This is a genomic window from Vibrio bathopelagicus, from assembly GCF_014879975.1.
GTDB classification, from domain to species: domain Bacteria; phylum Pseudomonadota; class Gammaproteobacteria; order Enterobacterales; family Vibrionaceae; genus Vibrio; species Vibrio bathopelagicus.
Genome location: NZ_CP062501.1, coordinates 151,661 through 173,896, shown reverse-complemented (window position 1 = coordinate 173,896; position 22,236 = coordinate 151,661). Strand labels below are relative to the sequence as shown.

The window sequence follows — 22,236 nt, the reverse complement described above, 5'->3', positions numbered from 1 at the left end:
GGTACTGTGTTAATTGCTAATAACTAGTGACTCACAACTAGGAAGTAGACACTTTATTAACGAGCCAATTTTCAATCTACAAGTTGCAGGGACCTATGACTAACTTTCGAATTTCAGCGCTTTTACTCGCGCTATCCCCACTTTGGGTATCTGCATCGGTATCCGCTGAAGAACTGAATCAAGTCGATCCTGTTTCAGCTATCGATGCAAAGCTAACAGAGAAAAACTCAGATATTGAGCGTATTTCAGCAACCAAAGTATCGGCGACTGAAAACCTAAAACAACTACAAAACAAAAATAGTAAGTTGTTGCGCGAAGGTGAAGAACTTAAGGCAAAACGTAACAGAGCTAAGTCTGTACTAGACAAACAGTACAGTCGCTTACTTGAAGATCCAGAAACTGATTTGGTCTCTTTCCAGAAAAGCTACCAAGATGCTTGGGCGGCCGTTAAAGAGAATCAATCGTCTCAACTAGATAATCAACAAGCGATGAACGAGGGTGAAATTCACCTTTCTCAAATCAAGCAAAAGCAAGCGCGTCTTAATAATGAGCTGGCTAACTTGAGAGAGTCAAAAGTTGAAGCGCGCGTTAAGCGTATCGCAACAGAGCTTCGTGAAAGTGCGGTTCTTGAAACCAGCTACACCACTACTTGTGCATCAACAATGACACTCGGTGAATGTACATCTCAAGGCAAACACCTAACGAACCAAAAAGCCGTTCAAACGTTCAAGAGCCAATTACTTGAGCAGCTCACAGAAAGCACACTAGCGAAGCAAAACTTGCAGGGTGTTCAACTGAACATTCATGTTCAAGACAGCCAAGCAATTAAGAGTGGTTTCTCTGGCAACAACGCGTACTTCATGCAGATACAAGCTCAGCTTCAAGCGAAACCAGAAGCCATTGCCGCTTGTAACCTATTGAATGTGTCTACGCGCTACTGTCTAACAGGCAGCCAAGCCGCTGTCGTTAAGAAAAATGACAAGCAGTGGGCTAACGTGACGGTACGTTCTGATCAGTACAATGATTCAGTCACCATTAACGGCATCAAGTATGGCAGCACACCAATTGAGGTTGCACTACCAAGCGGACGTCACCAAGTAACCATTTCAAAACAGGGTTACGAATCTTACAACCGCTCTGTAACCATCAATGGCAGCGATACCATCTGGGTTAAGCTTCTTCCTAGTAAGCAAAGCTAAGTCGGGTATTAAATCTGCTATAAACAGCTAAGCCCGTTGAGATTGAAATAGCCGTGCCTGTTTCACAAAGCTGAATGAATACTCGCCATTTTGTTGATAGTTATAAACTGTATGATCGTTATAAACTGATGGTCGTTATAAACAATAGCTTCAGACGAAATGGCGTTTTCGTTTAGAATATTTGACTAACCTAAATTACGATTGAAGTAGCCCATCATGCGCCAAGGTTTTCCAGCTCTACTATTTGCACTTGCTCCCTGCTTAATGACACCCGCTGTTTTCGCTGAAGCAACACCACCAGCGATCACGTCATCTGTCACCGACATTGAAAGCGCGCTTTTCGAAAAGCATGCCGACTTAACGGCTATCGAGAAAAAGCTCGCAGACAAACAAAATCAAGTCGATAACCATGCACAGCAATCTGCGCGTGTAGCAAAGCTGACCGCTAAAGCAGAACAAGACCTAGCAAAAGCGAAAGTGAACCTAGAGCAAGATTATGCTCGTATGATTGATGAACCTGACTTTGATATTTCACTTGCTCAAAACGCTTTCCAAGGGGCTTGGAAAACCGTAAAAGAGAACAAGCTTGCGATGTCTGACTCTGAACAGAAACAGCAAGGCTTGGTGATGGAACTCGAGGCTATTCAAGCAGAGAAAGCGGCAGCAGAAGCTTCAATCGCACACCTCAATCAAGACAAGCTAAGAGCAAGAGCCGAGCGACTAAGAAACGAGCTCACTCAGACGGAAGAACAGACGGTCAGCTTTACCAATCGTTGTAGCAGCGACATGACACTAGCGCAGTGTTCAGACCAAACCGTGACCTTGGCACTTCAAAAAGCCGTAAAACAATTCCAACATAGCCTCGTAGACAACGCGACTGAATCAAAAGCCGTGAAAGAGCACCTAGCGTCAGCTTCGTTGAATATTCACGTCCTGCAACACAAAGTGAAATCCTCTGGCTTCTCTGAAGATAACCGTTACCGAGCAGTAATTGCAGCGAACCTAGAAACTCGCCCAGACAAAAATACACCTTGTCGCCTGTTGGGTATTCAGTCATCAAACTGTTTCACACAAAGCGAGCAACAAGCCAACGACCAGCAAAAAGAAGTCGCTTGGGTTAACTTGGTGGTTCGTTCAAACCAATACAACGACAAGGTTTCTATCAACGGCGTGAAATATGGCAGCACACCCGTTGAGGTAATGTTACCTACTGGTCAGCACATGATCACCATCGAGAAAGAAGGCTACCTTTCTTTCCATCAAGAATTGAAAATCGCTCGCGACCACAACCTCAGAGCGGTGTTGCGAGCGAAACAAAACTCATTGAATGTTGGCACCAAGTTCGCTGATCCAATAAAAGCCAACGCTCAAAGCCCAGAAATGATTGTGGTAGGTTCAGGTCGTTACTTGTTAGGTGAAAACAACGCACAACAAGTCACCATTAAGAAGCCTTTCGCTCTTGCAGCGACACCAATACGAGTACGAGATTTTAAAGCGTTTGCAGAAAGCACAGGCTACGAGACAGACGCAGAGTTAATGAATACCTGCGACACCTTTACAAATGCAGAAATAACCTCAGTATCGGACAAGCATTGGCAAAACCCAGGCTTTAAACAACAAGACGACTCTCCCGTTGTTTGTGTTAGCCAGAATGATGCCAAAGCTTATACGCGTTGGTTGTCTAAAAACACCGGCTTCACTTATCGTCTACCAACACCACAAGAGTGGGAAGCGGCGGCAAGAGCAGGCCAAGATACTAACTTCTGGTGGGGCAACGAATTCAAGTCTGGCAAAGCGAATACAGGCTGGGCTGGCACACCTTGGTCAAACGTCAGCACTTCACCAGTTAAGTCGTTCTTACCAACGCCAACGGGCTTCTACGATATGGTTGGCAACGTATGGGAATGGACAGTCTCTCAGAAAGGTTTAGCAAAAGGCGGAGCGTGGAGCTTCTCACCTGAAGAAGCTAAGGTCTTTAATGAACTGTATGTCGCGCCTTCAACCGCAGCCAATTACCTAGGATTCCGAGTAGTACGAGAGCTATAAGCGCTCGATTACTTGCTCAAGATTTTGAAATATTTACTCTAGGTTCTCAATTCTCACATTGAGCGGCGTTTATAGGGGAATTCCCCCCTTATGCATAAGCACTCCTAGGAGTAGATTCATCGATAGAGTAGTAAGTCACTCTGGGTATCTAACTGATGCCTCAGGTTAATTTGCACGACCCTCGCGAATTGATCTGAAAATCTTCTACATGTCGACAAGGCATATCTTGTCTTTAGCCAGCCCTTCTTCAGGCTGGCTTTTTTTTGCCTATTTATCCCCCTTTCCGTTCAGCTATCCCCCTCAAGGCAGACACTTAATCAACGATCCGTTTAATGGCTGTTCAGCCTCTTCGACGTGCTCGTCATTCAGCCCCGAATTGGCATTGCAGCTCAATAAGAAACTGATATCATCATTGTGTCGCAGCTTACGAGATAAAACTTTGCCAGAACCTCTCAACTCCATACATCGCTCTTTATTTGAACAACTTCCAGGCTGCTGGGGCTGTAAAGATACTGAGTCCGTTTTCGTATACGCGAATCTCGCTTACAACCAATTGATTGGGTTGATGCCGGGAGAAAGTTGTACTGGCTTAACCGATTTCGATATGCCGAGCCAAACAACCGAATGTGCGCAGGATTTTAGAGCTCAAGATAAACATGTGATGGACACGCGCTGCACGCTCAAGATCCTCGATATTCATCCTTATCCAGACGGGCGTTGGCACGCACATATCTTTACCAAGACCCCTTGGCTTGATGACAATGACAATGTCCAAGGCACTATCTTCTATGGTCAAGAGCTCACTGATACCGCCATTTTAGAGGTTGGCCATTGGGTGTGTCAGGCGACGTGTGAGAAAGGAAATCAGGCATCGATAGCAGGCTCAAAACCGCGAGTGTCTAAGCTGCAAAAGAAGCTGACTGCACGAGAATCAGAAGTGTTGTTCTTATTGCTGTTCGGTAAGAAACCCCAATACATCGCACTGACGTTAAATATCTCAATCAAGACCGTCGAAGGCCATGTCGCGAGATTGAAGCAGAAGTTCGATGCTCGCAGTAAAAGCCAATTGATTGAATTTGCATTGGATTCAGGGCTAGGTTCGGTGATTCCAGAGACTCTGCTCAAAAAACAGATCTCAGTTGTTCTACACAGTGATTAGCCATTAGTAGATGGTTCATGGTTCATTAACTAAATGGCCGATTCGTTATTGGCAAGACCAAAATACAGACAAAAAAATACCGTTGATTTAATGAGTCTAAGCTCCAAATCAACGGTATTTTTATATCTGTTAGCCGATTAATGTTAAGAAGACTAAGGCGCTAGGCGATCGATATCCCAGCTATTGTCCTGGCGTGAAAACAAAAAGCGGTCATGCAGACGGTGTTCACCACCTTGCCAGAACTCAATGCTATCAACACGTACTCGGAAGCCACCCCAGAAAGAAGGCACAGGGATCTCTCCCTTCGCGAACTTCTGTTTAAGCTCTAAATACTTACCTTCCAAGATCCCACGCGCAGAAATACGGCTACTTTGCTTACTCGCGATGGCAGCCAACTGACTCTCTTTCGGGCGAGATGAGAAGTACTTCATGTTTTCCATTGCTGTCAGCTTTTCAGCGGTGCCAGTAATATGAACTTGTCGCTCAAGTGGGTGCCAAGGGAAATGCAGGCTGATCTTACTGTTGTGCTCAAGTTGGTGCGCTTTACGGCTACCCAAGTTGGTGTAAAAAACGAAACCGTCTTTATCAACATTCTTCAACAAAACAATTCGTTGGAATGGCTGACCATTTTCATCAACCGTGGCAACGGTCATGGCAGTAGGGTCAGTCATCTTAGCTTCGATGGCTTGTTCTAACCATAGATTGAATTGCTCAATAGGGTCTGCGGCTAAGTCTTTACGTCTCAGTCCACCCTTAGCGTATTCACGACGAATATCTGTCAGTTCCATTTCGTTGCTCCTTTTAATTTTTTGTGATTCTGCGCTGTAATCCTTTGAAACACAAGTCTAAGCCGTGGTTTTGTCTTACAGAAAGCGTTCGGTGTTAACAAGATCTCGGTACTCAAACCATCATATTGATAGTCTATATATAAACGGATCATAAGCTGAGATACCAGTGACTAAAAAACGGCCTAACCTTCTAACACCCTTTGTTTTATTCTCATTGTTGTTAGGCATAGCAGGGCTGAGTGCAACCCACTTTGTGGCCGTGCAGTATCAAGAAAAAATCGTCGCGCAGCAGCTTAATGAAGCAGCCAACAAAGCCAATCTACAAATCGATTCTGAACTCGAAAAATTCAAACAAATTCCTGACTTACTCAGCCACGATCCACGCTTGCTCTCATATTTTAATGATAAAGCTCTATCAAACAAAATCACGACTATGGAACTCAATAGGTTGCTGTTTGATTGGTCGAATCAGAGCCAAGCTGACACCATCTACATTCATGATCAAAGTGGCACAGTCGTCGCCTCGAGTAACTACCAAAAACCGCGTACCTTTGTAGGTGAAAATTTCTCATTTCGTCCCTACTTTGCGTCTGCTATTAAAGGCGATAAAACCCATTATGTCGCCCTTGGTGCGCGTTCAAATGTCAGGGGGTACTTTTTATCGTCACCGCTGTATCTCTCCGACAACATAGTTGGGGTCATTACCGTTAAAGTCAGTTTAGAAAACCTTGAAAATATCCTCACCAGCGATGACTTTGAGATCGTGGTACTCGATTCAAACCAAGTGGTCTTTCTTTCTAGCCAACACGGCTGGCTTTACCAGTCACTGCTGCCTTTAACTCAAGCACAACAACAAGAAATTGCGCGCAACCGCCAATACGGTCAAAGCCAAATATCGATCATTGACGCCTTTCAAGCTTCATCAGTGACTAACAGTAACCGCAGCAACCCGTCGACAAACAATCAAACACAACTGGCAACGAATCAGCTCAACAGGTTAGGCAGCTTTAAGCTTTACCCTGCCTCAACCAGCAATAATCAATACCAAGTGGTTGCCTTAAAAGAAACCAAGGCCGAGTTACGTAAAGTCTTGCAGATAGACGCCACCTTTCTGGTTATCTACAGCTTAGTCGTGCTCATTGCTTGGTCTTGGCGTCAAACTTATCTCGCGAAGGTCGCCTTAACACAATTGAACCAAAACTTAGAGCAAACCGTTGATAAGCGAACTCACTATTTAAAGCAGTCTAACGACCAACTTCAACAGACGATCTACCAATATCAAGAATCTCAGCTGAAGCTTAAGCAGACAGAGCAAGAGCTGACGCAAACTGCCAAGCTAGCCGTGCTTGGGGAGTTATCAGCCAGCATCAACCACGAAATCAATCAACCGCTTGCGGCGCTGAGAACCTACAGTGAAAACAGCCTTAAACTGCTTGAGATGGAACGTTCAGACCTGGTTAAAAGCAACCTTGAGAAAATGATTGGTCTCAACAGCACCATTACCGACATCATCTCGCGGCTCAGAGTCTTTACTCGCAAGGTCACCAAACAAGAACATCACGTCGCCAACCTGCACCAAGCAGTCAATAACTCGACCAGTATTCTGAGCGCAGTCATGATCAAGCAAGGCATCACGCTCCGATTAAGTACCATACCGGATGATCTCAATATCGCGATTCACCCAACCGAGCTCGAACAAGTGTTAGTGAATCTGATTCACAACGCCACTCAAGCGCTTCAACAGCAGGCACTTCAGCAACAAGATCTGCAACAGCAAACGATAGAGCAGCAATCTTTAGATCACCAAGCGAGCCCGCAGATTGGAATCGAATGGCAATTGCAAAACGATACCTGCAAAATTACGGTTTGGGATAACGGGATAGGAATGGCTGACGACAAGCTGAATCAACTGTTCGACCCATTTTTCACCACCAAACCCGAAGGCTTAGGATTAGGGCTGTCGATATCAAAACGCATTATCGAAGCGTATAACGGCACCATTACTGCGAGTCAGCACCAACCATCGGGAATGATGTTCACGCTCGATATTCCGCTTTATCAGAATTAGGGCTAATCCCCTGTTATGAAAATTTTATTTAACTGTAAATGCTAAGGACACCGCTTTTGCAATCTATGCCCAAACTCTATTTTGTTGACGATGAGCCAGCAATTCGAGACTCAGTAGAACAAGCCATGCTTATTGAAGGCATCGATATTGTCTGCTTTCCCAATGCCATTGAGGCACTGAAGAAGATCAACGTTGCTCAAGCCGGAATTGTGATCACCGATATTCACATGCCAGTGATGGATGGTATTCAACTTACGCAACAGTTGCTCAGCCATAATCCCCATTTTCAAGTGATTGTGCTCACCGGACATGGTGATGTGCAGACCGCCGTATCAGCGATGAAATCTGGCGCTTACGACTTCTTAGAGAAGCCATTTGTTGTCGATGCTTTACTCACAGCAGTAAAAAAAGCAGCTGACAAACTGGCCCTAGTTGAAGAGAACAACCTGCTGAGAAAAGAACTGGCGATGCAAAATCAAGTGGGGCCAAAACTGATCGGGCAATCTCCTTCGATGCAAACCCTACGTCGGGAATTAATCACCTTAGATACCAAAGCCAACCCGCTATTGTTGTTTGTTGGGGATTTAGGAACAGGAAAAAGAATCACAGCCCAGTACACGCACGATTTACACAGCCATCAAACTGCTGAGCTTTGTCCTGTCGCAGCATTCAATTTGCCACGCAATGACCAAGCTACGTTTGATCAGTTTGTTCTGCAATTATTCCTAAAACATCAGGGCGGAACACTTTATATCCATGAAACAGAAGCATTAACGTCAGAACAATGGTTATGGTTAGCGGCTCTAAAACCCACTTTACTTCGTGAAAACTCATGCAAGACCAATGCAACTTGTATCATTATCGCAACTACAGTAGTTCCTACTACAATTACAGGTGAACTGCGCCGATTTAATTTACTACCCTTGGCGCAAAGAACGGAAGATATTGGCTCTTTGTTCAAGCATTTTGCTCGTGGTGCAGCCAGTCGATATCAGTTACCGCCGCCCGTTATCACAGAAAAAGAGATTCAGCGGTTGATCGCAACCCATTGGAGCGAAAACATTCGACAGCTGCGCCAACATGCTGAGCTCAGAGTGCTGACTCAAGTAAAGCAACCATCTCTCGACAGTGACGATAATGAGCAAAACGACAAAAACCAGCGTGATATGAGCCTTGAAGAGCAGCAACAATCATTAAGCCAACGTACTGATAGCTTTGAACAAATAATCTTAATCGAGGCGTTACATCGCCATCAAGGGCGATTGAAAGAGGTGCAACAAGAGCTCCAAGTCTCTCGAAAGACGTTGTATGACAAGCTGAGGAAACACCAACTCGATAAGACAGATTTCAAAAACCGATAACTCTTAAAAATTATATAAATTCAAAGATTTAAACGAACAAATTCTTAACATTTCTTAGAACTAAGAATACACTCAATAGGCTTGCACCTTTATTCAGCACACAAGGACTGTTATGAGTCAGAAAAATTTCAGCAAATTGAACGATACCGAACTTGAGTACGTCGATGATAAAACAGCGGCACTGCTACTCAATACGCCAACCAGCGCGCGTATAATGTTGTGGGTAATCATTCTGTTTTTTGTTGCTGCTATTGCATGGGCGAATTGGGCTGAAATAGACAAAGTCACCGTAGGCCAAGGCAAGGTCATCCCTTCCTCTCAAATCCAAGTGGTTCAAAACCTTGAGGGTGGCTTAGTCAAAGAGATATTGGTTAGAGAAGGCCAACGAGTTCAAAAAGGTCAGCAACTACTGTTGATCGATGACACTCGTTTTCGTTCCGACTTCCGAGAACGCGAACAGCAAGTTGCCAACTTAACCGCCAACGTATTGATGCTTTCAGCCTCATTAACCAGTGTTGTTATCGACGAAGAGTTCTCTGTAGCAGAGTGGAAAAAAAGTGTCTTACTCGACTACGGTAAACTGGCCTTCCCTCCAAAATTCTACGAGCTTCAACCAAAATTGGTGAATCGCCAGAAAGCAGAATATCGTCAAGATCTGAATAACCTTAAAAACCAACTTTCTGTTTTTGATCAACAGGTTGAACAGAAACAACAAGACCTAATTGAGATTAAAGCGCGTGTTCGTAACCTAAAACAGAGCTACCAATTTGCACGCCAAGAACTGGACATTACCAAACCGCTTGCGGACGAAGGCGTGGTACCAAGAATTGAATTACTTAAGCTGCAAAGACAAGTTAACGACACTCGCCGAGAAATGACCTCAAGTGAGCTCAAAGTTCCTCTTCTACGTTCTGCCATTAAAGAATCCATGCTCAGCCGTATTGATGCCGCGTTGAACTTCCGCTCAGAGCAACAAGAAAAGCTCAACCAAGCACAAGACAAACTTTCTGCATTAACAGAATCCGCAGTCGGCCTTGAAGACCGAGTAAACCGTACTGTGGTGGTTTCTCCAGTAACCGGCACCGTTAAAACACTTGGTATAAATACCGTCGGTGGTGTTATCCAACCGGGTATGGACATCGTTGAGATTGTACCGACAGAAGACTCTCTATTGGTTGAAGCGAAAATCGCCCCGCAAGATATCGCTTTCCTACGTCCAGAATTGACTGCCATCGTTAAATTTAGTGCCTATGACTTCACTAAATACGGCGGTCTAGAAGGCGTGTTAGAGCACATCAGTGCCGATACCACTCAAGATGAAGAAGGCAACAGCTTCTACATCGTGCGTGTTCGCACCGAAAAGCACAATTTTGGACAAAACGAAGAGTTGCCGATCATTCCAGGTATGACGGCTTCAGTGGATATCATCACAGGTAAGAGAACCGTTCTTGAGTACATGTTGAAACCAATACTTAGCGCTCAGAACAATGCGCTGAAAGAGTAAGGACGCTTGATGCTTAACACTGCGATTCAATGCGCAATCCAACCCCAAGAGCGAAGGCTATGAAATCTCGGCTCTCGCTTTTGCTGTTGGTCCTCACCTCTTTTACTTCTTCGGCACTCAATAAGAGTGACCAACGTTGGATTGATGCTGTATCCGAAACCTATGGAGAGAGAGCCGCTAAGCGAGTCACCACATGGCGCTCAAATATTGCGACCTATGGTGGATTGAGTGAAAGGGAAAAACTCGAATCCATTAATCAATTCTTCAACCAAATGTACTTTGTCGATGACAGCATACTTTGGGGAAAGAACGATTACTGGGCAACACCACTGGAGTTCTTAGGCAGTAACGCGGGTGACTGTGAAGATTTCACCATCGCGAAGTACTTCTCTTTACTCGAACTGGGCGTGCCAGACAAAAAATTAAGATTGGTGTATGTAAAAGCACTCGAGTTAAACCAATTCCATATGGTGTTAGCGTACTACTCGAAACCAAGTGCAGAACCACTAATTTTGGACAACTTAAACCCTGAGATAAAACGCGGTTCCAAGCGCGGCGATCTGCGACCAATTTACAGTTTCAATGGTAAAAACCTTTGGTTAATCAAGTCGGCAGCAGGCAGCGGTAAGCTAGCAGGGAAATCTTCAAGATTGAGCTTATGGAACGACTTACGTTCTCGTGAGCGCTCTCTAAAATTAAACAAACCCATTATCAATTACGATGAGTAGGTACAATGACTTTATATAAACAGCTTGTGGTCGGGATGGTTGCGGTGTTCATACTGCTGATGACGTCAGTTTTTATGATCGAATTCAATACCACCCGTGGATACTTAGAGGAGCAGCAACGCTCTGAGGTAAGTAATACCATTAATACTGTTGGACTGGCTCTCGCCCCTTACCTAGAAGAAAAGGACAAGGTGGCAGTAGAGTCTGTTATCAACGCCCTGTTTGATGGCAGTTCTTACTCCGTCGTTCGATTGATTTTTCTAGACACCGGAGACGATATTCTTCGCTCTTACCCTGTGAAGTCCACGGGAGTGCCGGAATGGTTTACGAGTTTAAATCTATTTGAACCTGTTCATGACCGCCGCGTAATCACCAGTGGCTGGATGCAACTGGCAGAAGTTGAGATCGTGAGTCACCCAGGTCCTGCTTATGACCAACTATGGCAAGCATTTACCCGCTTACTGACCATCTTTGGATCGATCTTCTTATTGGGTTTGATCTCTATCTCATGGATCCTTAAACGTGCACTGCGTCCTCTCTCATTGATCATTACCAAAATGGATCAGATCGCCAAGAATCAGTTTGGTGAACCACTGGTTCGTCCGAAAACAAAAGATTTGATCTTAGTGGTTGATGGTATTAACCACATGTCTACTCAAGTTGAATTGGCGTTTAAAAACCAAGCCAAAGAAGCTCAGAAGCTACGTGAACGCGCTTATATTGATCCGGTATCACAATTGGGTAACCGTGCTTACTACATGTCTCAGTTAACTCAGTGGTTAGAAGAGTCAAGTTTAGGTGGTTTAGCGGTACTAAAAGCCGAATTTATTAGTGAAGAGTACGATGAAAAAGGCTACCAAGAAGGCGATGCCTTAGTTCACCAACTGGCTGAACAGTTACAGGCGTCAATTTCATCACCAGATATCACCATTGCTCGTATTTCGAGTGACGAGTTTGGCTTCATTATGCCAAACATTGATGAGAGCGAACTTAAACTCGTCGCAAGCAGCATTGTAAACTGCATCCAAAACCTAGGTTCAGATCCAACCGGTATGGCGAATCCACACATTGCGCTTGGTGTCACATACAGCAACAAACGTAAAACCAGTACTGAAATCATGTCGCTGGTGGATAACGCTCTCTCAAGTGCCAAAGCGAACCGTGAACTTAATTATGGCTACGTAACAGCCGACGATCATGGCGCTGTGATGGGTAAACAACAATGGCGTATGTTGGTTGAAGAAGCGATCATCAACGACCTAATCACGTTCCGTCTTCAGGCTGCAAACAATGCCTTTGGCAAAACGTATCACCAAGAGGTGTTCTCTGCGATTGAGAAAGACGGTGTTCGTTACGGTGCTAACCAATACCTGTACGCATTAGAGCAGCTTGAAATGAGCCATATTCTCGACCAATACGTTATCGAGAAGATGATTGAAAAACTAAATGCAAAAGAAGTAACGAGCCCTGTTGCTATCAATATCTCACCAAGCAGTATTTCTCAGCCAAGTTTCATCCGTTGGATTGGTAAAACCCTTGAGCAAAATACCTCAATCGCTCACCTACTCCACTTTGAGATTCCAGAAAACTGTTTTATCAATGTTCCGCACTACACCGCGCTGCTGTGTAACACCATTCGCAACGCTGACGCAGTGTTCGGTGTCGACAACTACGGACGTAACTTCCAATCATTGGATTACATCAACGAATACCGCCCGAGCTATGTGAAGCTGGATTATCTGTTTACTCATAACCTTGATGATGAAAAACAAAAATTCACATTAACGTCAATCTCAAGAACGGCTCATAACCTTGGCGTGACTACCATTGCGTCACGAATTGAAACTCAGACTCAGCTTGATATTTTGTCTGATAACTACGTAGAAGTGTTCCAAGGCTTCATTGTTGATAAATAGTTGTAAGGTTATATCGCATGCAAGATCCACTATTGAACTCACTGATCTACGTTAGCCGATATTACGGGTTAGCTAACTCGCCCGAAGCGTTGATCAATGGGCTGCCACTATCCGATGGAAAGCTGACCCCTTTCCTATTCCCTCGCTCTGCTGAGCGTGCGGGATTAGTGGCGAAAGAAAACCGTTCCGACTTAGAAAGCATCCCTCATCTTATTTTACCTGCTGTTTTACTTCTCAAGCAGGGCGAGGCATGTGTTCTTAATAGTATCGATTTAGAAAAACAAGAAGCAGAGATCATCACCGCGGAAAGCGGAATGGTACCGATCGTCATTCCAGTCGATGAACTGAAAGAACAGTTTATTGGCCGCTATTTCTTGGTCAAAAAACAGTTTCGTTACGATGAACGCTCACCTGAGATTCTAAAAACACGTCAAGGTCACTGGTTCTGGAGCACGATTTGGGAATCGAAGAACATCTATCGAGACGTGCTGATCGCATCCATCTTGATCAATATCTTCGCCATCGCGGCACCGATGTTTACTCGATTGGTGTACGACAAAGTAGTACCCAACCTCGCGTTTGAAACCTTATGGGTGTTGGCGAGCGGGATCTTCGTTGTCTTCCTTTTCGATCTGCTTTTGAAATTGATGAGAAGCTACTTTATTGATGTCGCGGGTAAAAAGTCGGACATTCTGATTTCATCCAAACTTTTCAGCAAAGTACTCGGGATTCGTATGGAAGCAAAACCAGCATCAGTAGGTGCTTTTGCGAAAAACCTCCAAGAATTCGAATCGATTCGTGAGTTCTTTACCTCTGCGACGATTGGCTCGTTAATCGATTTACCATTTGCCCTAATGTTCCTGGCTCTAATTTGGTTAATGGCAGGGAATCTGGTGTTTGTTCCTGTGGTCGGTGTTGTCGTTCTGATCATCTATGCATTGTTAATCCAAGGCCCGCTACGTCGAACCATTGAAGAAGGTTCACGCCTCGCTTCTCAGAAATACGCGAACTTAATTGAGAGTCTGGCAGGTTTAGAAACCGTTAAACTTTTCAGCGCTCAAAGCCAATTCCAATTTCGTTGGGAAGAAGCGGTAGCGCATATGGCGAATTGGAACATCAAAAGTCGTCGCATTACTGACAGCATCCAAAACACCGCAGGTTTTGTTCAGCAAAGTACCAACGTCGGTATGATCATTTTTGGCGTGTATTTGATTGCTGAGGGCGAACTTACGATGGGTGGCTTGATTGCTGCAACCATGTTGAGTGGTCGTGCGATTGGACCTCTTGTTCAACTGTCATTGCTTTCGACGCGTTACAATCAGGCAAAATCTTCGATGACCTTAATCGAACAAGTGATGTCGATGCCTGACGAGCAGGAAGAAGGAAAGCGTTATATCCACCGCCCGATCATCCAAGGTCGCATTGCACTGGATAAAGTAACCTTCCATTACCCTGATTCTCCGGTCGCATCAGTCAGAGATTTGAGCCTAACAATTACACCAGGTGAAAAAGTGGCGATTATCGGCCGTATTGGTTCAGGTAAAACGACATTAGAACGCTTGATAATGGGCCTCTACAAGCCCACAGAAGGTCATGTACGTATTGATGACACCGACATGGAGCAACTTCACCATGTCGACGTACGACGCAATATAGGCTGTGTACCGCAAGACAGTAACTTGTTCTACGGTTCAGTGAGAGACAACATCACATTAGGTCGTCCATTGGTCGATGACCGCGATGTTATGGATGCCGCTAACCGCGCAGGCGTTACTGCTTTCACTCAGCAAGATCCAGCGGGCTTAGAGCGCCAAGTCGGTGAAGGGGGTGGTTTACTATCGGGTGGTCAACGTCAGGCGATCGCGATTGCTAGAGCCTTCCTAGGTCGTCCACCAGTGCTATTGATGGATGAACCAACCAGTGCCATGGATAACCGTTCTGAAATGCACATCAAGCATCAGCTTAGCCAACTGTTGCCTAGCGAGACGCTAATTCTGATCACGCACAAGACTTCGATGCTAGACATTGTTGATCGAGTGATTGTGATGGAGAAAGGCAGCATTATTGCCGACGGTCCAAAAGCACAGGTTCTGTCTGATCTTAAGCAAGGTCGAGTAAGAGCAGCAAGCTAGTACAATCCCTTGAAGCTAAGTCGTTAAATCAAAACCGTCAGACCAGAACAGCTAGAACTATAAAAACCGAAAGGGGAGCATCAGCTCCCCTTTTTTATCTTCAAATATTGGTATCTATGCCGTGACATCGCTGGCCTTCAATAAGCTATTGTAATAAGCGACCGGCAGTAAACCGACTTCAACAGGCAGCCTACAAAGCGATATCTTCTTGTTCCATCTTGAACGAACATTGAATCTCATATTGATTGAACGAGAAAACACTGCCGCCATGAGTACGCTTGGTCGTCACTGTCTCATCACCAAACTGAATCGTGACTCGGGTATAAACCTTTTCATGGGCCTCTACCGTGCACTCAGCAAGGTGCGTTTCAAATTCGTTCTCTAACATGTCCAATTGCGATTTGGTGTTCTCGATTGCTAGATTGTTCTTTTCTCTTTGTTGTTCAATCAACAAGGCTTGTTCTTCACTTCTTTGAGCCTTGGGCTGCTTTTTAAATTCTAATTCCTGACGAATGACATCCATCGTCTTTTCTTGAGTTTGTTTATACGTTTCTTTCAGTTCAGCAATCTTTTGTCGGTAACCATCGTAACGCGCAAAACCGTGAACCTTAGTAGCAGTATCTCCTTCAACACCCAAGAAAACACATTCCACTTTGCCACCCACCTTAGCTTCACCGCCACTGAGCGTGCCATGTTTCTTCATTGTGTCCATCACGATAAGGTCATGCCCACAACGAATCTCGTTCCCCATGCTGTGCACACCAAGACGAAGATCGGTTCCCGTTTGTAACTCTGCATTTTGTGCATAGCTCGCAGTAATAGAGCCTTTAGTGAATACCTTGCAACTCTTGGGTTCGCCCTCTTTCGTGGTGTGACCAATAATCCCCTTCGAGACTTTGATATCCCCTTGCGCTTGAACCTCGGCCGACTCAATAAAACCGCCAACCGTAATGCATCCTGTCGCCTTAACAATCATCCCCGGTTCAATGTTTCCAGAGACGAACACATTACCTTTAAATTTAACGTGGCCAGTAGACACATCAACGTTGCTCACACACAAGGCATCATCCACTTCGATACTGCGTTCTTTAATGATCGGTAAGCCGGGGCATGAAGCGAGAAGTAAATTAGGGTCGTCAGGAGAAATGTAGGTGCCCTTGCCAGGCTTGATTAAACTGTCTTGTCCAGGAAGTGGTGGGATGATCCGACCTTGCACGGTAAAACCGGCAATGCCTTTAGTCGCGGGAGTACGCTTCATCAAGTGATCATTTTGACCAACGGTAATAGTTTCACCCAAATCTCGCATATCAATCTTGCCTGCGTCTTTGCTGCGAGGCTTCAATACTTGGCGAGTAATATCTTCAACCAAGGCGGCAAACTTCGCGTCCTTTCCCTTTACGGGCTGTGTACCTTGCGCGACGGGCTGAGTAAACTTTTCACCGGGCTTGAGCTTGCCACTCATCATCAGTACTTTTCTGAGCGCTAACTTATTAATGCCTTTGGTAATGTGGGCTTGAGCCAAACAGTGAATGATGTCGCTACCACGCAGCGGATGTCCATTGTACGGGCCAGTAACAACTAGACTCGCAAGCATCTCATCATCAGACAGTTCGACCGCGACACTCGCATTGCGAACTTCAGCAATCAAGACTCCCTCATAAGCTTCACCCTTACCTTCTTTAGCCAGAGTGACAAAGCGCAGCACCTCTTCTTCAAAAAGAAAATAGTTAGATGCATTTAAAGCTTCCAAGGCTGGTGGCAATGTCTTGTTATCAAAGCTTGCGTCGACCACAAATCCAGATGGCAAACGCGCGACCACCTGCAGCTTATCTTCTGACAATGTAACAATGTTATCCCACATTCGAATCGAGTATCCCTAATGACTCAGTTGTTATTCAGTCTATATAATTCGTTCTGAGCTTAGAATCACCACATTAGAATAATCAGCGTCACATCACTTACTTTCGATTATGCAAACATGACTCAGAAATAAGACACATGCATTTTATGAGCGGGCTCACCTTTACAATCATAATCAGCGATTTTTTGGAGAAATTTTGGAATAGAACTCTAGAAGCGGACAATCGGAAACAGAGCATTACCGCCGTTTAATTTCCCCGTTATGGAAGACTGAGATGAATACACCAGACAATAACTCGACAGAGTGATGATGAAAGTCTTTAATGAAACGCAAATCAGTTGATTGGCATTGAATTCAGTAGGGCTAATTTAAATTCGGTTGGTCTTAATCGAGTAGACCAGCGTTCAAGCCAACTAGCTAAAAACCCTTAGATTAGAGTTTCCAGTTTTGGGATTTGTGGGGCGCTACAAATATTGAGGGAAAACTAAAAAGTTTAAGGATAGTTTGAGAAGAGTGTAACCGAAGAAGAAGACAATCAATAAACATACTTCAGTTTACAGTGTAAATCGACATTTCGGATTTACACTGTAAATTAAACTAGAAACTATCTCTTTCTATTTACACTGTAAATTGGACAGCAAGAACGAGATATCTTGTCGAAGTTGAACTTCTGCTTGCTTACGCCCGACAAGGTTGAACTGTTCAACACAAGTCCCCCACCCTTTTTGCTGCACCACTTTAGCAATCAACAAATCAGATATCGCCGAACAACCAGCATCACGATGTTGTCGTTCAGAACTAACTGACGGCCCAGTAGATGAAGACTCACTCGACAGTTGAATATGGCTCGCTAGAATTAATTTCAACGTAATAAAACCGATACTGTCATAACTGTTTCCGCCCTCTACATAATTACTTAGCAAGTTGATTTCCAAATCACTGACTGACTCAAACTTGGTTGTCTGCCTGTTTGATAATAGACCGTTGGTCAGAAATGAGTTGCTTGGTAACAAGGCACGAACCATATCAACCTCAAGAGAAGTTAAAGAACCAGAAACGAGAAAGCCGAAGCTTTGCTCAAACTGATACTGCACCTGAGCAATCCAATTGTTAGCTCTAACGCCAAGTGGCTTCACCATCAACAACGAATGACAACCACTCGCTTGATCTCTTTGATGCCCAATATGCACGGGAGCAAATTGGTTACGTCGCCAGAAAGAAACCAACTCGCTGGTAGCACCAAAACTCGTTGCCAGATAATCCATATCGGAGACTTGCTTCGATAACTGGTCAAGCATCCAACTTCCTAAGCCTAAACCTTGATGCTCAATTGAAACCGCAATTCTCATCACGCGCATACAACGGTTTGTTGCCGCTTCAATAGAGCCGAGTTGATTCGCTAACAACACTGGAGCAAGATGTCCTTGGGGTCTGCGCATTCCTATTTGAATCTGAGCAATTAAATCTTTATCTAAACCGCCCTCCTCCGTCACCAGCATGCAGCCCAAACAGACACCTTGATGCCAAGCTGCGTACAAATGAATTGCTGAGTTGTTGAGGAACTGCATTAAATCATTGGGCGATGTCTGGTAATGAGCATCAACTAAGAGAGAGAAACATTGCTGAAGCTTTTCAGGGTTCTCTAGACACTCTGTTTTAGATAGCTCGACCAGGTTAAGTTGGCTGATCATCTCGTCAGAAAAATCACCATCCTCATCAACAACAGAACCACTCGATAAAACCTCACCACTCAGAAGGAAGCAATCAAACAACCAACGCTCTAGAGGGTCGTGGTTATTCCAACGGATTGGTTGCTCAAGCTTATAGCCTTTCCATCCAGAGCGATGCTCAGAAAGCCAAGCCTCAAATTTAATTCCAAACCCTCGCCCACTTCCCTCGTATCCGTGAACGGTGGTTGAAAAAACCATACGGTGATAACTGCCGACCATTGATTTAAGCATCGGGATTGGAATGGCAGCTGCTTCATCAACCAATAATAAATCGCAATCAGGCTTAGATTGAAGCAATTCATCCGGTGCGACAAATCTAAGGCTGCCTCCTTGATGGCGGATGTGAGTTGCATTGATAACTTCACAAGGGTCGAGTTGTTGGCTTGCGTGAGCAAATACCGGCTCAACCGCTTTAACAGAAGGTGCGGTGACAATGATATTAAGCCCGTGACGCTCAACCAAAAGCTCCGCTGCCGCGATACCTAATGTCGAACTCTTGCCGCGACCTCTGTCTGCAGTGAGAATTAAGGGACGCTTTCGATGTCCAGAGACGACTCTCTTAACTAACTCTACAGCCGTCTTTTGTTGCTCAAATCTATCGAACGAATTTGGTTGGGTTAATTCTTCAGGCAACGGATTACGAGTATAGAGTTGCGTTAGCTGTTCATCGTCTTGTGAAACAGAAAACAGTTTGGCGAAGTTGGATGCTAACCAACGTTGTCCAAAAGTAGAATTCAAACCCTCTTCAGATTCATCTGATTTGGGCGGGATAACCAACAACAAGCCGCCACCAACTAACGCACCCAGTGCAGCACTAAAACTGTTGGCATCAAACTGCTCTCTAAAATCACAAACAAGAAGTTGGCATTCTCGACCGAGAAGTTGTTGCCCCTTTTTAACCGGAATGTGCGCCACTGAATTAAATGGCGAACCACCAATCTGGAAAGTTGTTTGTGCTGAAGAGGCATCAAGAAAGCGTTGAATCGTAGCGTCTTGCCAATCACTATCACCAGAAAATACAACACCATAACGGTGATGATTATGCTCGGCGGTTTGGGAAAGAGTCTGTAGAAAGGTATTAGTTGGGTTCGTCATAATTAGCGTCCAGATTCATCTAAACACAGTTTATCACAGCCAAATAAAAAGCCGCATAAAGCGGCTTTAGAGTCATTCGATAGTTTGTTAGCTTAATCGAGTTTTGATTGAACGAAGTTTAAGATTTCTTGCATCGTCGCATCATCCACTTTTTTAAGATTCAAAGCTAAGTTTGAACCTTTACGGCTATAAGAAGCACGACCTTTGATAAGCTCAACTTTTGGAGATACTTTCTTCGCTGGCGCAGGAGCCAGTTCAAGAATCCAACCTTCCAATGTTTCGGTCACGTCTTTCGTTAAACGCGTAACACCTTGCGCTTCGCTACGCTGCCATACAAAACCTTCAGAAGCATCACACTTGGTCAGTAATGTTTGTTGCTGCTCACCCGTTAAACCGCCAAATTGTTTGTGCAGTTTAACAATCGTCGGACGACCAAGGTCGCTCACATTTGGGTAAGCTTGAAGTAATTCAAGTGGTAAAGCCGCCGCTTTTAATGCACCACTCACCAAAGCTTCACTGCACTGGAACATTTTCGCGAGTGCTTTTTGGTCTTCAGCTTCGCCTTTATCCAGTTTCGCTTGCATCTCTTTACCCTTCTCGTAAAGAGAAAGCGGCTTATGAGCGTTAGCAACGTCAGATAAGAACTTAGCATGTTCGCCGTTAATGTTTTCCGCTACGTAAATTAGGAACTCTTTGTCCGCTAAAATACATGACATGCGACGACGGCTACCATCAAGAACTTCAATCTTGCCGTCTTTATTCTTGCGACCAACCGCTGGATATTGCTGACCGCGTTCCTTTAACGTAGTCAGAACATCAGAAAGAGCATGTTCGTTTAAGAAAGATTGCTCACGAGCATTCTCTTCAAAAACAACCGTTCGAGTCGCAACATCAGCCGCAGGAATTCGAACCAATTCAAATGAAACCAGCTCTTCGCCCGCAACAGAAAGTTCAATCACTTGAGCCTGTTCTTTTGCTGCTGTTTGCGCTTCTTGTGGCGTTGCTACGCGGCGTTTGTTTGCTTTACCAAATAGCTTTGCATTTAAGTCAGATGTTTTAATTGCCATTTTTGTTATCCCTGATTAAGTGAAGGCCAGTTGCTATGTAATACTCGCTCTAATTCTAGAGCACTTTTTTGTACCGCGTCTTGAGCAACTGCTAGGGTTTTCTTCCCCCCCTCAAAGTCGCTAACCGTCAGGTCGAAAACCGTGCTGTAAGTATCTGCACAAGTTTCAAAGGCACGGCTTCTTGGAATGGTTGCCATCATGACTTGGTCATTCAACAGGTAATTCATCTCAGTTAACACTGATACCTGCTTCTTGTTATCGTCTTCAAACATCGTTGGCATCAGGCGAACAAACTCAAGCCCTTTCCAGTCATCTGGGAACATCTCATACACGGTTGGTAAGTGTTGGAAGAAGTTAACCGTTGAAGCCCAGTCCAAACGCTTTGCAGCACATGGGATAAGAAGTGCATTAGACGCGTACATCGCGTTCCACACTAGCGGGTCAACGTGCGGACCGGTATCGATCATAATCACATCAAAATCATCAGCGATTTTGTCGATAAGCTTCTCTTTAAGAAGACGAACGATATCAAGTGACTGATCTTGAGACAGGCTTTGCCACGCTTCAGCGTTAAACATCGCGTCTTCAGGGAACGCCGAAATCGTCTTGAGATTAGGATATTGTGTTGGTAATAGTACATTCTTGCGAAGGAATTCAAGATCAACATCTTGGCCTTCTGGTACGTTGTCCAACATGATATCGACTGCAGAATAGATGCTGTCGTGCTCTGCACCACTGATTTGTGGGTTTAAGAACAGACGCAAAGAACCTTGTGGATCCAAGTCAATCAAGCAGATACGGTAGCGCTTATCTAAATTCAGAGACAAACAAGCCGCTAGATGAACCGCTGTCATTGATTTACCCGTACCACCCTTTTGGTTCTGTACGTTGATAACCCATGGTTTATTGTCGACATGCTGCTTACGTTGGTGGAACTTTGGCACTTCAGCCGCATCCATCAGCATGTGAGCTTCGGTCAATGAAATCGAGTAATGATTGGCGTTGTTCTTTGTAAATTGATGACCATCTGCTTCAAGCTTGTTGATCGCCTCATCCAATTTTCGACGAGTTAAGCCTGAACGTGTCTCCATCATAGCTTTAGACATTGGAGGGAAATGCTCATCACTTCGCTCTTCCAGAATAATCTCAATTCGGTCAGCCTGAACTTGTTGAGTTTGTTCGGCCAGCTGATAGAGCTTATCAATCGTTTGTTCTCTTTTCATTGCCAGTTTCCGTAATGATTAACTAAGTACAAATTGTACAGCGATTAACAACAAACACAACAAAAACATGAACATACATTTATGAGTAAAATCACATAAAATAGACTGTATTTTTACAGTTTGATGAAATAACGGCCAAGACAAACACAAAAGTGACCTTTTTTATCATGTATAACAGTGCTATTTCTGCCTTACATTTAAAATGTTACAGCATCACTTATTTACAATGTAAATAGAATTTCAAAGAAAAAACTTCGGAACGATTGAAATACAAGCATAGATTACGGTTCGTGTGATTTGCATTCGAAATTGACAGATTTTCAACCGACAAAGAGTAAAACCTAGAAAATCGCTTGTTC

The 22,236-nt window shown here is 44.4% G+C and carries 14 protein-coding genes; 9 read left to right on the top strand and 5 right to left on the bottom strand.

Going from position 1 to position 22,236, the window contains the following annotated elements:
- Nucleotides 1-95 precede the first annotated feature (95 nt).
- From IHV80_RS17235 to IHV80_RS17225, 3 genes are all read left to right on the top strand, one after another.
- Entirely contained in the window at nt 96-1,199 is a 1,104-nt protein-coding gene (locus IHV80_RS17235) for a PEGA domain-containing protein (RefSeq protein ID WP_102434498.1), read from the top strand.
- Nucleotides 1,200-1,415: 216 nt separating this feature from the next.
- Nucleotides 1,416-3,245 carry a formylglycine-generating enzyme family protein gene (locus IHV80_RS17230; RefSeq protein WP_192891591.1) on the top strand — a complete coding sequence of 610 codons (1,830 nt, stop codon included), beginning with the start codon at nt 1,416-1,418 and terminating at the stop codon, nt 3,243-3,245.
- Nucleotides 3,246-3,621: 376 nt separating this feature from the next.
- Entirely contained in the window at nt 3,622-4,404 is a 783-nt protein-coding gene (locus tag IHV80_RS17225) for a helix-turn-helix transcriptional regulator (protein WP_404818364.1), read from the top strand.
- A gap of 152 nt (nt 4,405-4,556) precedes the next feature.
- Here IHV80_RS17225 and pdxH read toward each other — a convergent pair whose 3' ends face one another.
- Entirely contained in the window at nt 4,557-5,192 is a 636-nt protein-coding gene (pdxH, locus tag IHV80_RS17220) for a pyridoxamine 5'-phosphate oxidase (RefSeq protein WP_004732548.1), read from the bottom strand.
- Nucleotides 5,193-5,358: 166 nt separating this feature from the next.
- Between pdxH and IHV80_RS17215 the strand changes: the two genes are divergently transcribed.
- The 6 genes from IHV80_RS17215 to IHV80_RS17190 all read left to right on the top strand — a co-directional run bounded on the left by IHV80_RS17215 (nt 5,359) and on the right by IHV80_RS17190 (nt 14,901).
- On the top strand, nt 5,359-7,260 hold the full coding sequence (locus tag IHV80_RS17215; protein WP_192891589.1) for a sensor histidine kinase: 1,902 nt from the start codon (nt 5,359-5,361) through the stop codon (nt 7,258-7,260).
- A gap of 65 nt (nt 7,261-7,325) precedes the next feature.
- A complete protein-coding gene (locus IHV80_RS17210; RefSeq protein WP_192892160.1) occupies nt 7,326-8,621 on the top strand; it encodes a sigma-54-dependent transcriptional regulator in 1,296 nt (431 codons plus the stop codon).
- 112 nt (nt 8,622-8,733) lie between these two features.
- Nucleotides 8,734-10,125, top strand: coding sequence for an HlyD family type I secretion periplasmic adaptor subunit (locus IHV80_RS17205; RefSeq protein ID WP_192891588.1), 1,392 nt, complete (start codon nt 8,734-8,736; stop codon nt 10,123-10,125).
- 59 nt (nt 10,126-10,184) lie between these two features.
- Complete coding sequence (locus tag IHV80_RS17200; RefSeq protein ID WP_192891587.1) at nt 10,185-10,853, top strand: transglutaminase-like cysteine peptidase; 669 nt, start codon at nt 10,185-10,187, stop codon at nt 10,851-10,853.
- 5 nt (nt 10,854-10,858) lie between these two features.
- Entirely contained in the window at nt 10,859-12,769 is a 1,911-nt protein-coding gene (locus tag IHV80_RS17195) for a bifunctional diguanylate cyclase/phosphodiesterase (RefSeq protein ID WP_192891586.1), read from the top strand.
- Between the two features lie 17 nt (nt 12,770-12,786).
- Entirely contained in the window at nt 12,787-14,901 is a 2,115-nt protein-coding gene (locus IHV80_RS17190) for a type I secretion system permease/ATPase (protein ID WP_192891585.1), read from the top strand.
- 190 nt (nt 14,902-15,091) lie between these two features.
- Here the strand turns inward: IHV80_RS17190 and IHV80_RS17185 are convergent, their stop codons facing one another.
- From IHV80_RS17185 to IHV80_RS17170, 4 genes are all read right to left on the bottom strand, one after another.
- A complete protein-coding gene (locus tag IHV80_RS17185; RefSeq protein WP_192891584.1) occupies nt 15,092-16,762 on the bottom strand; it encodes a DUF342 domain-containing protein in 1,671 nt (556 codons plus the stop codon).
- 614 nt (nt 16,763-17,376) lie between these two features.
- Nucleotides 17,377-19,587 (bottom strand): GNAT family N-acetyltransferase, encoded by a 2,211-nt coding sequence (locus IHV80_RS17180; protein WP_192891583.1) that lies wholly within the window; start codon nt 19,585-19,587, stop codon nt 17,377-17,379.
- A 92-nt stretch (nt 19,588-19,679) separates the two neighbouring features.
- On the bottom strand, nt 19,680-20,654 hold the full coding sequence (locus tag IHV80_RS17175; protein WP_192891582.1) for a ParB/RepB/Spo0J family partition protein: 975 nt from the start codon (nt 20,652-20,654) through the stop codon (nt 19,680-19,682).
- A gap of 5 nt (nt 20,655-20,659) precedes the next feature.
- Nucleotides 20,660-21,877, bottom strand: a complete 1,218-nt coding sequence (locus IHV80_RS17170) for a ParA family protein (protein ID WP_004732566.1) — start codon at nt 21,875-21,877, stop codon at nt 20,660-20,662.
- Between the last annotated feature and the right edge of the window lie 359 nt (nt 21,878-22,236).